This is a genomic window from Shewanella sp. A32, assembly GCF_029167175.1.
Classification (GTDB): Bacteria; Pseudomonadota; Gammaproteobacteria; order Enterobacterales; family Shewanellaceae; genus Shewanella; species Shewanella yunxiaonensis.
Genome location: NZ_JARFTS010000001.1, coordinates 173,484 through 186,385 on the forward strand (window position 1 = coordinate 173,484; position 12,902 = coordinate 186,385).

At 48.4% G+C, this 12,902-nt stretch carries 11 protein-coding genes and 1 pseudogene; 6 read left to right on the forward strand and 6 right to left on the reverse strand.

Translation table 11 applies throughout. From position 1 onward, the window contains the following. Positions 1-134 precede the first annotated feature (134 nt). Positions 135-962 carry a mechanosensitive ion channel domain-containing protein gene (locus PY479_RS00770; protein WP_275482544.1) on the forward strand — a complete coding sequence of 276 codons (828 nt, stop codon included), beginning with the start codon at positions 135-137 and terminating at the stop codon, positions 960-962. A gap of 59 nt (positions 963-1,021) precedes the next feature. Continuing rightward, complete coding sequence (gene tpx / locus PY479_RS00775) at positions 1,022-1,597, forward strand: thiol peroxidase (protein WP_212595701.1); 576 nt, start codon at positions 1,022-1,024, stop codon at positions 1,595-1,597. 53 nt (positions 1,598-1,650) lie between these two features. Here the strand turns inward: tpx and PY479_RS00780 are convergent, their stop codons facing one another. Then, entirely contained in the window at positions 1,651-2,283 is a 633-nt protein-coding gene (locus PY479_RS00780; protein ID WP_212595702.1) for a trimeric intracellular cation channel family protein, read from the reverse strand. A 264-nt stretch (positions 2,284-2,547) separates the two neighbouring features. Between PY479_RS00780 and ltaE the strand changes: the two genes are divergently transcribed. Then, a complete protein-coding gene (ltaE, locus tag PY479_RS00785) occupies positions 2,548-3,561 on the forward strand; it encodes a low-specificity L-threonine aldolase (protein WP_212595703.1) in 1,014 nt (337 codons plus the stop codon). A 222-nt stretch (positions 3,562-3,783) separates the two neighbouring features. After that, positions 3,784-4,152: pseudogene (locus PY479_RS00790) on the forward strand (hotdog domain-containing protein). Positions 4,153-4,163: 11 nt separating this feature from the next. Here the strand turns inward: PY479_RS00790 and PY479_RS00795 are convergent. Genes PY479_RS00795 through yegQ form a run of 3 tightly spaced genes read right to left on the reverse strand, consistent with a single transcriptional unit; the run spans position 4,164 to position 6,059 of the window. Then, on the reverse strand, positions 4,164-4,364 hold the full coding sequence (locus PY479_RS00795; protein ID WP_212595705.1) for a hypothetical protein: 201 nt from the start codon (positions 4,362-4,364) through the stop codon (positions 4,164-4,166). A 48-nt stretch (positions 4,365-4,412) separates the two neighbouring features. Beyond that, the gene (locus PY479_RS00800) at positions 4,413-4,670 is read right to left on the reverse strand and encodes a YfhL family 4Fe-4S dicluster ferredoxin (protein ID WP_212595706.1); all 258 of its coding nucleotides are present in this window, start codon (positions 4,668-4,670) and stop codon (positions 4,413-4,415) included. 12 nt (positions 4,671-4,682) lie between these two features. Further along, the gene (gene yegQ, locus PY479_RS00805; RefSeq protein ID WP_275482545.1) at positions 4,683-6,059 is read right to left on the reverse strand and encodes a tRNA 5-hydroxyuridine modification protein YegQ; all 1,377 of its coding nucleotides are present in this window, start codon (positions 6,057-6,059) and stop codon (positions 4,683-4,685) included. 303 nt (positions 6,060-6,362) lie between these two features. Here yegQ and PY479_RS00810 point away from each other — a divergent pair, with 303 nt between their 5' ends. Together PY479_RS00810 and PY479_RS00815 are read left to right on the forward strand one after the other, a co-directional pair. Continuing rightward, positions 6,363-7,205 (forward strand): HDOD domain-containing protein, encoded by an 843-nt coding sequence (locus tag PY479_RS00810; protein WP_275482546.1) that lies wholly within the window; start codon positions 6,363-6,365, stop codon positions 7,203-7,205. Positions 7,206-7,284: 79 nt separating this feature from the next. Next, positions 7,285-8,781 (forward strand): bifunctional diguanylate cyclase/phosphodiesterase, encoded by a 1,497-nt coding sequence (locus tag PY479_RS00815; protein ID WP_275482547.1) that lies wholly within the window; start codon positions 7,285-7,287, stop codon positions 8,779-8,781. A gap of 100 nt (positions 8,782-8,881) precedes the next feature. Here the strand turns inward: PY479_RS00815 and ettA are convergent, their stop codons facing one another. Both ettA and PY479_RS00825 read right to left on the reverse strand, forming a co-directional pair. Further along, on the reverse strand, positions 8,882-10,549 hold the full coding sequence (ettA, locus tag PY479_RS00820) for an energy-dependent translational throttle protein EttA (protein ID WP_212595710.1): 1,668 nt from the start codon (positions 10,547-10,549) through the stop codon (positions 8,882-8,884). Between the two features lie 125 nt (positions 10,550-10,674). Next, entirely contained in the window at positions 10,675-12,564 is a 1,890-nt protein-coding gene (locus PY479_RS00825; RefSeq protein ID WP_275482548.1) for a peptidase M61, read from the reverse strand. Between the last annotated feature and the right edge of the window lie 338 nt (positions 12,565-12,902).

The window sequence follows — 12,902 nt, forward strand, 5'->3', positions numbered from 1 at the left end:
GAATTCTGGATGCAAGCTACTGCACAAAAGGGTATCTTGTTGTGTGATGAATCAAGGATGAATGGTTTACAGGGACGCCGCTGGCTGCAGTGCTGGGTCAACACACATTAGTAATACTAAAAGGGAGTATGTGAATGGACAACATCGAAGAGTTAATGAAGCAAGTGCCAGAGTTGGTGGCAGTTTACGGCCTCAAAATTCTTTTGGCGCTGGTGATTTTCTTCGTTGGTAAGTATTTTTCCGGCGTTGCCAAAAAAATCACTGAGAGACTGCTGACAAGCCGCAAAGTCGATAAGACTGTTTCCTCCTTTGTGGCAAATATGGCCTGGGCGGTAGTCTTTACTTTTACTATCATTGCCACTCTCGGACAGGTTGGCATTCAAACCGCGTCTTTAGTGGCGGTATTAGGTGCCGCCGGTTTAGCTGTCGGTTTGGCGTTGCAGGGGTCGCTGTCTAATTTCGCTGCTGGGGTGTTATTGGTGATGTTTCGTCCCTGTCGTGTCGGTGATTATATTGAAGCGGGCGGCGTTGCCGGTATTGTTGATGAAATTACTATTTTTGCGACCCGATTGAAGAGTCCCGATAACAAGGTGATTACCGTCCCGAACTCTGCAATTATGAATGGCAGCATCGTTAACTATTCTATGATGGATAGGCGCCGTCTGGATTTGACCATTGGCGTGTCATACGATGCAGATATCCGTAAAACCAAGCAGTTACTGTGCGACATTCTTGAAGGTAATGCTAAGGTCCTGAAAGATCCTGCTTATACCGTTGGTTTAGTGGCACTCGGTGATTCCTCCGTTAATTTTGTTGTACGTCCCTGGGTGAATGCTGCCGATTACTGGCCAGCCCACTTCGAGTTGATGGAACAGATCAAACTCGCATTGGATGAGAATGGTATCGGTATTCCTTATCCGCAAATGGATGTGCATATCAAAGAGATGCCAGTCAAAGAATAAAACTGCCAGAAGGCCGGCTTAATGTCGGCCTTTTTGCTTGTAAATGAAGGGAGAGCGTTATGTATAAGTATGCCGCGTTATTTGCATTAGCACTGACTGCCAGCAGCATGTCGCTGCAAGCGGCAGAAGTGACCATGGGCGGGAAGCCGGTATCTTTACTTGGTAAATTGCCGCAGCTCGGTCAGGTTGCCCCGAGTTTCAGAGTGGTCGATGATAAGTTTCAAGCCGTTAGTCTGAGCGATTTTAAGGGCAAAACTGTCCTGATCAGTGCGGTTCCCAGTCTGGATACCGGGGTTTGCGCACTACAAACCAAACGTTTCAATACCGAGGTGGCAAATTTCGATCCATCCTCGGTTGTGATGCTGAGTATCAGTGAAGACTTACCCTTTGCCCAGAAACGATTTTGTAAGGTAGAAAATGTGGAGAGCATCAAAGTGCTGTCAGATTCAGTCTGGCGCGACTTTGGTGAAAAATACGGGTTGATCATCAAAGACATGGGGATCCTGGCACGCTCGATCTTCATTATCGACCCGCAGGGAAAGTTGCAGTACGTTGAACTGGTACCTGAAATCGGTCACCATCCCGATTATGACAAGGCGCTGGCAGCATTGACTGAAATCAGTAAGCAGTCATGAATCTGACTTATAAAAACGCCAGCAATATCTCGCTGGCGTTTTCATGAAATTGCTTAGCGCCGCTCCCCAATAGAATAGTGAAATGTTGGCACTGACCAGCTGAAGCGAATGGCTAACATCCGCAAGCTAAACCCTAACCACAGACTAACGCTAAGATTAAGCCAGGGTTCAGTGCCAGCGAGCTGTAATGTCACATAACAACTCGCCGTCACAATAGCGACAATACCGTAGAGTTCTTTGCGAAATATCAGTGGAACCTGATTGCACAGAATATCGCGGATCACCCCGCCGAATACGCCAGTAATCACTCCCATCACAATCGCTACCGCGGGGCTTAATCCCAGCATCAATGTTTTTTGAGCACCAATAACAGAAAATACTGCAAGCCCAAGGGCATCAATGGTCAGAAACAGTTTGGTCAAATACTGCATGACGGGTGCGATGACAACAGTGAGGAGGGATGCTAAAACGATCGCCAGCAAATAATGCCAGTTCTCAATCCAAATCAACGGATAATTGCCTAACATCATGTCACGTAGCGTACCGCCTCCGACAGCAGTAGCACTGCCGACGATCACTACCCCGAACAGATCCATTCGCTGTTTACCCGCGGCCAGGGCTCCCGTCATTGCTTCGGCAACTATCCCAATAAACCATAACATCAGGACAAATTGAGTTTCCTGCATCTTGAAATCCCCACTACTCACATTAACACGCATTTTGACCGAAAATCGGGTTCAACAAAAATGAGATATTTTATAAATATACGTTAAATATATTAATGGATAAAATTTATAACTAATTGATATTATGTTATTAATTAATATTTAATCGGAAATGTACATTTAATATTCTCAGTATAATTCTGACCTCGGAAGGTCTGGGCGTAACTGTACAGCTATCACCGGGCGGAGTAGAGTAAACTTTTCCTGTAATGTTCGGATAACCTGATGATTGATTTACGAAGTGATACGGTAACGCAGCCAACGGCCGCGATGCGCAAAGCGATGGCAGCCGCTGTGGTGGGGGATGATGTTTATGGTGACGACCCGACAGTGAACCATCTGGAGCAGATGGCCGCTGAAATGTTTGGTTTTGAAGAGGCGTTGTTTACAACCTCTGGCACTCAGGCCAATTTATTAGCGTTGATGTCACATTGTAATCGCGGTGATGAATATATCTGTGGTCAACAGGCCCACAACTACAAGTATGAAGCCGGCGGTGCCGCCGTACTTGGCAGCATTCAGCCACAGCCAATAGCGAATCTGGCAGATGGAACTTTACCGCTCAACGACGTGACTGCGGCTATTAAGCCTGATGACTTTCATTTTGCCCGCACTAAGCTTATCAGTCTGGAAAATACCATTGGGGGTAAAGTACTCCCTCAGCAATATCTGGCAGAAGCACAGCAACTGGCATTCTCCAAAGGGTTAAAAATCCATCTTGATGGTGCGCGCGTGGCAAATGCTGCGGTGGCGCAAAACATCGGTATTTCTGAGATTATGCAGTTTTTTGATTCGGCTACTGTTTGTTTGTCTAAGGGGTTGTGTGCCCCAGTCGGTTCTTTACTGTTAGGGGATGAACATTTTATTCACCGGGCACGCCGTTGGCGTAAGATGCTGGGTGGTGGTATGCGTCAGGCTGGGATCTTGGCTGCGGCAGGTGAGTTAGCACTGACTCAACAAGTAGCACGATTAGCGGACGACCATGCCAACGCCCGTATCTTGGCTGAAGGGTTGTCAGAACTGACTGAGTTAAATGTCGATCTGTCACTGGTTCAAACGAACATGGTATTTGCGGAGTTAGACAGCCAGATAAACCCATTGATGTTAGCGTCGCAGCTTGGCGAATGTGGGGTGCGTATCAGCGCTGGCAAGTCTTTGCGTCTGGTGACGCACAACGACATTTCGACAGCCGATATTCACACAACTATCGCCGCTTTTAAGCAGTGTCTGGCACACTAATTCGCTCAGTTCTGCGGGTTTGCACCGATGCGCCCGCTCCCTTTATCCTTGCCCACCGGAAACACCATTAACAGTGCAGACAGTGTCTGAAAATGGTGCATTTGAGCAGCATTTTTTTCCGCATTAATCAACTAACAATCTGAAAAATATTGAAAAATAAATATGGCGTTGTAATTGCTAAATTCGCTGTATCTACTCATTTACCGGAAGGGAGGCATCAGGATGAAATATTACAGCCGCCGCTTGGTTAAACATGAACATCTGAATCCTGCTGGATCGCTATTCGGCGGTCAATTACTCAGTTGGATAGATGATGAAGCTGCCATATTCGCAGGCTGTTAGATGAAAAGTCGTAGCCATGTCACCAAGTTGATTTCTGAAATCAACTTTATGACACCGGCAAAACTAGGAGATGTGATTGAATTCGGGCTGGAGCTGATCAGCACTGGTCATACATCGATAACTGTGCGCTGTGAGGTGCGTAATAAGCAGACTCTGGCTCCCATTGTCAGCATTGACAAGATGGTGTTCGTCAATGTTAACGAGGCAGGTCTGCCCGTTCCCCACGGTGCAACAGCCAACGCCGCCTAAGCCAGAACTGGTCAGTCTTTTTGGATATCTTGCTTCACTGAGTTGACGGCATCACGCGATGCATGACCGATATCCTTAGTCACATCTCGCGTGGTGTGGCCAATTTCTTTAGTGACATCCCGTGTGGCGTGACCAATATCTTTGCCGGTCTGTTTGAGTTCAGCGCAAGCCGAGAGTATTAGTAGTGCGCTTAACATCAGTATCATTCTCATAATTGACTCTCCTTGGTGTCAAAACTAACAGGATAAAGCGGCAAGATGTCAGTCGTTGAGTTTCCCTGTCAGATGGGCGTATTTCAGTAATAGCTCGTCTGGCGACTCTACATGGGCTGGGTCTACATCAATGCAATCAATGGGACACACCGAAATACAGGTGGGCTTATCGTAATGGCCGACGCACTCAGTACAGCGTTCGGGATCGATATAATAGACCTCTTCGCCCATGCTAATGGCCTGATTGGGGCATTCAGGCTCACACATATCGCAATTAATACAGGTATCGTCAATCAACAGTGCCATGGTACGTCTCGGTTATTCACCCTGATGGGGATTACGGGTATCCTGACCGTCTGGCAGATTGCGCAGCAATATACCGTGTTCCAGTACTACTTCCTGCGGTACCGGTAAGTAAACAGTATGGCCATTGCCTGGCCCACAATCAATCGCTTCACCTTTGCGATTCAGCAGTGATTCAATAGTTAGACTGATATTGCCTTGTGGTGTCATCAGTTCAACACTGTCACCCACACTGAATTTATTCTTCACTTCAATTTCGGCCAACCCGTCAGCGTTACGCTTGCCGGTGAGTTCTCCGACAAACTGTTGACTGTCGCTAACTGAATAGCCGTAATCGTAATTCTGATATTCATCGTGGACGTGCCGACGCAGAAAGCCTTCGGTATAGCCACGATGCGCCAGTCCTTCAAGTTGTTGCATGAGGCTGCGATCAAACGAGTTACCAGCGGCAGCATCGTTAATCGCTTTACGGTATAACTGGGCGGTACGTGCAACATAGTAGAAGGATTTGGTACGACCTTCGATTTTCAGGGAGTTGATGCCCATACGTGCCAGTCGTTCTACATGCTGGATGGCCCGTAAATCCTTAGAGTTCATGATATAAGTGCCATGTTCATCTTCGAACGCTGGCATGTACTCTCCAGGACGATTGCCTTCCTGCAGCAGAAATATCTTGTCAGTGGCTGGGCCGTCACCTAGCGTAGGCTTTTCAATCTGTACTGCGGTGTCATTGACTGGATTGATCGCAATGATATCACCTGCATCATTTTGCTTTGCTTCATGTACATCATACTTCCAGCGACAGGCATTGGTGCAGGTGCCCTGGTTAGGATCACGCTTGTTAATATAACCAGATAACAAACAACGTCCGGAGTAAGCCATACACAGTGCGCCATGCACAAAGACTTCCAGCTCAATGTCCGGACAATGTTGGCGGATTTCTTCGATTTCATCCAAAGAAAGCTCACGCGAAAGGATGACGCGTTTAATCCCCTGAGACTCCCAGAATTTTACTGAAGCCCAGTTGATGGCGTTGGCTTGTACGGATAAATGTACCACTTGCTCCGGAAACGCTTCGCGTACCATCATGATCAGACCTGGGTCAGACATGATCAGGGCATCGGGTTTCATCGAAACCACCGGCTCCATGTCCTTGATATAGGTTTTTAACTTGGAGTTATGTGGCGCAATATTGCTTACTACATAAAGTTTTTTACCAAGTTCATGGGCTTCATTAATTCCCGTCGCCAGATTTTCCATGTTGAAGTCGTTGTTGCGCACCCGCAAGCTATATCGCGGCTGGCCCGCGTAAACGGCATCCGCACCGTAGGCAAAGGCATAGCGCATATTTTTCAATGTCCCGGCAGGGGACAACAGCTCAGGTTTGAACATAACTCACTCTCGCTCATGGATGTCTGACGGCCACGAAAGTGTGGCTGGCGCGGCATTTTACTGAAAATCTGCCAATCGATGCAAATGAAAGACTGATTAATTTACTCTGGTTTATCTGCGCTGGCGTCACAACTGAAAAACGCGTTATTCTTGGTAACATTCTGATGATAATCTGCAACTGTGTAAAAGTTACGCAAATACTTGCCCATATCTCAGAGTGGCGGATATATCTGCTCCGGACAACATTCATAGCTGATATACTGAGTTACAGATTTTAAACAACAAAGTTACATTGGGGCGCGCATGTCAACAGAGCACCAGCTGTTGGTCAGTCTTCTGAAGAAATTAAAATTCGATACCCTGGTTTTACCGACGTTGCCGGAAGTGGCAATTAGGGTACAGGAAGTGATGGGGCGTCAGAATTCCAGTCTTAAGCAAGTGGCGGAAGTTATTGGCCAGGATGCGGCTATTTCAGCCCGACTGATTAAGGTTGCCAACAGTGCGTTTTACAGCCGTGGCGTCAAGGCAGAAAACATTAATCAAGCGGTGACCCGTATCGGTCTGACCCAGATTAAATCTATTGTGACCTCCATTGCGATGGAGCAGCTGTTCATTTCTACTAACGAGATGGTATGGGAAGTGATGGATGAAGTGTGGGGTACCTCTATTGAGGTAACCGCTGCCGCTGCATCTATGTTGCTGATGTATAAGCCGAAAAATCCAGAAAGTCAGCTAAATTACGACACGCTGACATTGGCCGGGTTGGTACATAATATTGGTGCCTTGCCGGTGCTGACGGAAGCAGAATCTCATCCGGAGCTGTTTACCAGTATTGGGCAGTTACGCGCCCTAGTGCGTAAGCTGCAAGGCCCGATTGGCCGAGCGGTACTGAATAGTTGGGATTTTACCCCTGAGGTCACGGAAGTGGTTGAGCGCTGGGCCGATCTGCATTATCTGCCGGAACAAGTGACTTACCTCGATTTTATTCGCGCGGCAGCTTTCTATGTCGGAGAGTTACGTGCTGGTCCTGAATTACAACAACGGTTAGATGTGTTTATTAAAAAAGGCTTGCCTGTGACGCCGGATGATTTGGCAAGTGACGAATTTTTAGAACATTTTCATTCAATAAAAGCAAGTTACGATTGATTTTAAATGCGGTATGCTGGAGCGTATACCGTAAACTAACGCTGATGCTGTCAGGCGATTGGCGACTTGGGGATATTCGATGATCTTTGGGCTGATAGCAGTGTTGACCTTAAGTGTGTTGGCTGGCGTTGTCCTAGGGATACGTTATTGGCGTTTAAAGCAATTTGTTGCCCTGCTGGCAGATGACCTGCGTTCTCAGGTAGAACATAAGCAGCCTTTAGACATCGCCGAAGTGCCCGAGCGTGGCGTTCCCCTTTACCTTGCTATCAAGTCATTAATACGACAGATCCCCACCAATATTGGTCGCGACGCTCTAACCGGTCTGCCTAATCGTCAATGGTTTAAGCGTGCCATCACGCCATTAATGCCGGTGACGAACGGCACTATGGTCATGTTGGATATTGACCGCTTCCGTTTTGTGAACGATCTGTTTGGCTTTAGTGCGGGTGATAAATTGTTACAGGGCTATGCTGCCCGGTTACGGCAAAGTACTCCGCAGCCGCGATTCGTCGCTCGCATGGATGGTGATGAATTTCTACTGTTTTACGAGCAGCAACTGACGCTGGCAGACCTCGAAGCCTTGCAACAGCAATTACAACTGCCTTATGAAATCGATAAGACACCCATTGGCATCAAGGTCAAAGTGGGATATCTGCAGTTACAGCAACACCATGCGGATACCAGCTTGATGTTAAAACGTGTCGATCTGGCGCTGAAGAAGGCGCGCGATGATCGGCGTGGGATTGCGGCTTATGAAAGCGGCGATGACAGTGTGCATCTGCGGGAAATGCAGATTATTCATAGTTTGCCCAAGGCGCTGCAGCATAACCAATTGTACGTGGTGTATCAGCCAAAAGAGAGCCTGCATACCGGTAAGTGCGAACAAGTGGAAGCTCTGATCCGCTGGGAACATCCGCAGCTTGGGGTGGTATCGCCGGCGGAGTTTATTCCGCTCGCTGAATGTGCCGGGATGATCCATTTGGTAACGCATTGGGTGATGGATAAAGTGCTGCAGCAACAGCAGCAGTGGCGTGCGCATGGCGTAAATATTCGTGTAGCAGTCAATCTGGCTGGCAGTGATTTCGAACAGGATGTGGTTGCCTGTATCAGCCATAAATTACAGCAATATCAGCTCACTGGTGATGCTATTGCGTTAGAGATTACTGAGGGTGTGCTGATTGCGAATATGAGCGGTACCTGCGAAAAATTGCAGCAACTGCGGCAGATGGGGATTGAAGTTGCCATTGATGACTTCGGTACCGGGCATTCATCGCTAGCTTATCTGAAAGACCTTCCGGTCGATGAAATTAAGATTGATAAAGCCTTTGTTGATGATTTGCTGGTGGATCGCCGGGCGCAGCGGATTGTCCTGACTACCATTGAAATGGCGCATCATCTGGGCTTTCGCGTGACGGTAGAAGGTGTTGAAAATAGCCGTCAACGGGAACTCCTCAAACGTATGGGGGCCGATTTGCTGCAAGGTATGCTGTTTTCCAATCCAATGCGCGGCGCTGAGCTGGCCTATCATGGCGATACCTTGCAGCTCAACTGCATGCCATTGGCCCAGTCGCTGTAACGGATGAATTAGCCAAAAGGGATGCATTTGCATCCCTTTTTCGTATGTCGCATTTGCATAACGACTGGCAACTTATGCCGCCAGTCGTTATCCGCGTGATTTACTTGATCATACGCTTGTACTTCAGGCGGTGTGGCTCAATCACATCGGTGCCAAAGTTCGCTTTCAGCCAGCTGGAATATTCGGTGTAGTTACCTTCGTAGAAGTTCACTTTCCCTTCGTCACGGTAATCCAGAATATGGGTACAGATACGGTCAAGGAACCAACGGTCATGCGAAATCACCATGGCGCAACCTGGGAACTCCAGTAATGCCTCTTCCAGTGCTCGTAAGGTTTCCACGTCCAGATCGTTAGTGGGTTCGTCGAGCAGCAAGACGTTACCACCGGCTTGCAGCAATTTTGCCAGATGCACACGGTTGCGTTCACCGCCAGACAGCGTCCCGATGATCTTTTGCTGATCGCCGCCACGGAAGTTAAAACGGCCAACATAGGCACGGCTAGGAATCTCCAGCCCATTGATGCGCATGATGTCCTGACCGCCGGAAATTTCCTGCCAGATGGTGTTTTTATCGTTCATCGAGTCACGGAACTGTTCAACCGATGCGATCTGCACTGTATCGCCGACTTCCACTTCCCCTTTGTCCGGTGTTTCGGCCCCAGTAATCATCTTAAACAGGGTGGATTTACCGGCACCGTTAGGGCCGATAATGCCGACAATTGCCCCTTTAGGGACGGTGAACGACAAATCATCAATCAGTACCCGATCGCCAAAGCTTTTGGTGAGGTGACGGACTTCAATCACCTTGTCACCCAAGCGTGGGCCTGGTGGAATAAACAGCTCGTTAGTCTCGTTACGGCGCTGGTATTCCTGACTATTGAGTTCCTCAAAGCGTGACAGACGGGCCTTACCTTTTGATTGGCGGCCTTTGGCTCCCTGACGCACCCATTCCAATTCCTTGGCAATGGTTTTCTGACGGGCACTTTCTGTCGAGGCTTCCTGTTGCAGACGTTGATCTTTCTGCTCCAGCCAAGAGGAATAGTTGCCTTGCCATGGGATACCTTCACCGCGGTCCAGTTCCAGGATCCAGCCGGCAGCATTATCTAGGAAATAACGGTCGTGGGTAATCGCCACAACGGTACCCGGATATTCGTGCAGGAACTGCTCCAGCCAAGCGACGGATTCGGCATCGAGATGGTTGGTAGGTTCGTCCATCAACAGCATTTCTGGCTTTTCCAACAGCAGTCGACAGATGGCAACGCGGCGACGCTCACCACCGGACAGCACCTCAATTTTGGCATCCCATTCGGGTAACCGTAGCGCATCGGCGGCACGTTCCAAAATGTTATCCAGATTGTGAGCGTCATGGGCTTGAATGATGGCTTCCAGTTCCCCTTGTTCTTTGGCTAGCGCATCAAAATCGGCATCCGGTTCAGCGTAAGCCGCATACACTTCATCGAGGCGAGCTAAGGCATTTTTGGCTTCGCTGACAGCCTCTTCGATGGCTTCGCGTACGGTTTTCTGCGGATCCAGTTGAGGTTCCTGCGGCAGATAGCCAATTTTTAACCCAGGCATCGGGCGGGCTTCACCGTCAAATTCCTTATCAACACCAGCCATAATACGCAACAGTGAAGATTTACCGGAGCCATTCAGACCGAGCACACCGATTTTGGCGCCAGGAAAGAAGCTCAAAGAGATGTCTTTGAGGATCTGCTTTTTAGGTGGCACCACTTTGCCTACCCTGAGCATGCTATAAACAAACTGAGCCATAGTTACTCTCTGTGTTTTTAATTGGCGGCAGTTTACTAAATTGTGGTGATTGCTGCCAATCCGTCGTGGCGGATAAAAAAGCCCGGCATGTCGCCGGGCTTCGGAGTTCACAAGTGCAGACCTAATTACAATGCCTTGAGAACTTCAGACAGGTAATCAGGTTTACCTTCAATGCGCACTAGGTGCGGATACATCAAACCAGCGTGATAATCGATTTTGATCGTTTTGTACTGATCAAACTCTTTCACTAACAGTTCAATCGGCGCTTTACTGGTTTTCGCAGCGGTAATGGCATCTTTTAGATATTCGGCTTTGTAGGCTTCACCATTGACGGCAACCAAGGTCATGCTTGGTGACAATCCGGCATTAAATGCTGGGCTATCCCATAACACATCGCTTAATTTACCTTCTTTATCGGCAGAAAATCCCAGCGAATAAGTGAAGTCGAAACGCTTATAGCGGTCTTCCATCCCTTTAACTGCCGCTGATGGTGTGTCGTTATACACCAGCTTCCAGCCTTGATCGTTAAAGGAATCGGATAGATTCACGTGACCTTTTAACCGTTCATTGATGAAACTGGCCCAATCATATTTCTCAATGCCATTGAGTGTGGCAATGACATCATCAAAGGTATAGGTGTTGATATCCCAGGCACCCGGGTGCACGCCGAAAAATGCTTTGGCAAAATCATTGAGCGACTTTTTATCAGCACTTAAGCTGCGTAACTTGGCATCAACAGCGTACCAAATCAGCTGACCGCCCTGATAATAGTCTTCACTCATCTGATAGTTACGGAACGCCTTTGGAGCACGTTGGGCGATGGTTGGATCATTGGTGGTGTCCAGAATGGTACGCCATTTCATGCCCGGACGGCCTTTATCATAGGTGGCACCCAGTAATGCCAGCATATCCATGGCGTTATCATGACTCCACAGACCGGAACGTGCGGCAACGATGTAGCCCCAGAACTGGGTCTGGCCTTCATATACCCATAATCCGTGATCTTTTTTCACTTGATTATAAGTAGGGGTCCACAACTCGGCTGGGCGGCGATATTTACCGTCCCAAGAGTGGTTGAATTCGTGTGCCAGCAGATCGCGACCCAGCCAGGATTTGTCCCATTTAGTGAAGTAATCCTGTTTGCCGCTGTTTTCACTGGAACGGTGATGTTCCAGACCAATACCGCCCAGCTTGTCAGTCAGCGCTAACAGAAAATCATAATGATTGTAATGGTGGGCACCGTAGAGCTTGTACATCTGCTGTACGAGTTCTTTATGGGCCTTCAGCCCTTCTTCGCTGACGTCCAAATCTTTGGCTTTATCAGCAAATACGTTCAGGTGAACTGGGGTATCTGCACCAGGGTTAAGATCGATCCGCTTGTAATACTTACCGGCAAACATTGGTGAGTCCACCAAGTTTTCAAAATCGATAGTTTTAAAGCAGTAGCTGCTACCTTTGTGATTGCTGTCTTCCAGTGCTGTGGCGTAGTGCCAGTCCTGTGGCAGGGTGACACAGGAATCAACCTTAATTTGACGGGTGTAATAACCGGCCGGATACAGTGCCACAGTATTCCATTGCAGGTTCAACATCTCCGGTGTCATCACTACGCGGCCCTGGCTGCGATCTTGTGGTGACAGAAATTTAAAACTGACTTCGACACTGTCGGCACCTTTGGGTACATCAATGTTGAACGCATAGACGTTACCTGGATCGCGTTCCCACTGCAGCACTTTGCCATTTGCTTTGAATTCAAAACCCGCAACTTTGTCAATTGGACCGGTCGGGGAGTGGTGGCCGGGGATCCATGACGGATAAAGCAGCGTCAATGGTCCAGGTTTGGCAGGTACCACTTCGGTCACGTTAAATATACGGTGAGACAGGTCGGTGGCGTCCACCTTGATTTTTAGGGTACCGGGGTAGGCTTGATCCACAGGTGCCGGAATATCGGCAAAAGCGGGCAAGGCTGTTCCCATCAGCGCGCTGAGGACAGCGGCCTTGGCAGCAGTGTTATTCACTGGGAGCTCCTTTCTTGTTGTTATCGGGCGTTGTGGTGAGCGCCTCTTTTCTTCACCGGATATCCGGCAGACATCATCAATAAGCGGAAAAGCTGACCATCAAGGCGAACAGCCTGATGTTCTCTTTCAGTATCGCGAAAACCTTAGGGTAGCGACCACTACAACATACACGGCACAATTTCGGTTTTAAAGGTTTTAGCACGGCTTAAAGCGGTGAGAAGTGTTGCTGTTTGTTTCAGAGTAAAGACAGAAACATGGGTAACTGAATCCCCCAGGTTTCTGTCATTGAAAGTTAAGTGCACGATAACTGGCTGACGCCATGTCAACAGCGCGGGCAA

Excerpts from the sequence above, each read along its gene's own strand:
- PY479_RS00770 (WP_275482544.1), top strand. The coding sequence starts at position 135 with ATGGACAACATCGAAGAGTTAATGAAGCAAGTGCCAGAGTTGGTGGCA.
- tpx (WP_212595701.1), top strand. The coding sequence starts at position 1,022 with ATGTATAAGTATGCCGCGTTATTTGCATTAGCACTGACTGCCAGCAGC.
- PY479_RS00780 (WP_212595702.1), bottom strand. The coding sequence starts at position 2,283 with ATGCAGGAAACTCAATTTGTCCTGATGTTATGGTTTATTGGGATAGTT.
- ltaE (WP_212595703.1), top strand. The coding sequence starts at position 2,548 with ATGATTGATTTACGAAGTGATACGGTAACGCAGCCAACGGCCGCGATG.
- PY479_RS00795 (WP_212595705.1), bottom strand. The coding sequence starts at position 4,364 with ATGAGAATGATACTGATGTTAAGCGCACTACTAATACTCTCGGCTTGC.
- PY479_RS00800 (WP_212595706.1), bottom strand. The coding sequence starts at position 4,670 with ATGGCACTGTTGATTGACGATACCTGTATTAATTGCGATATGTGTGAG.
- yegQ (WP_275482545.1), bottom strand. The coding sequence starts at position 6,059 with ATGTTCAAACCTGAGCTGTTGTCCCCTGCCGGGACATTGAAAAATATG.
- PY479_RS00810 (WP_275482546.1), top strand. The coding sequence starts at position 6,363 with ATGTCAACAGAGCACCAGCTGTTGGTCAGTCTTCTGAAGAAATTAAAA.
- PY479_RS00815 (WP_275482547.1), top strand. The coding sequence starts at position 7,285 with ATGATCTTTGGGCTGATAGCAGTGTTGACCTTAAGTGTGTTGGCTGGC.
- ettA (WP_212595710.1), bottom strand. The coding sequence starts at position 10,549 with ATGGCTCAGTTTGTTTATAGCATGCTCAGGGTAGGCAAAGTGGTGCCA.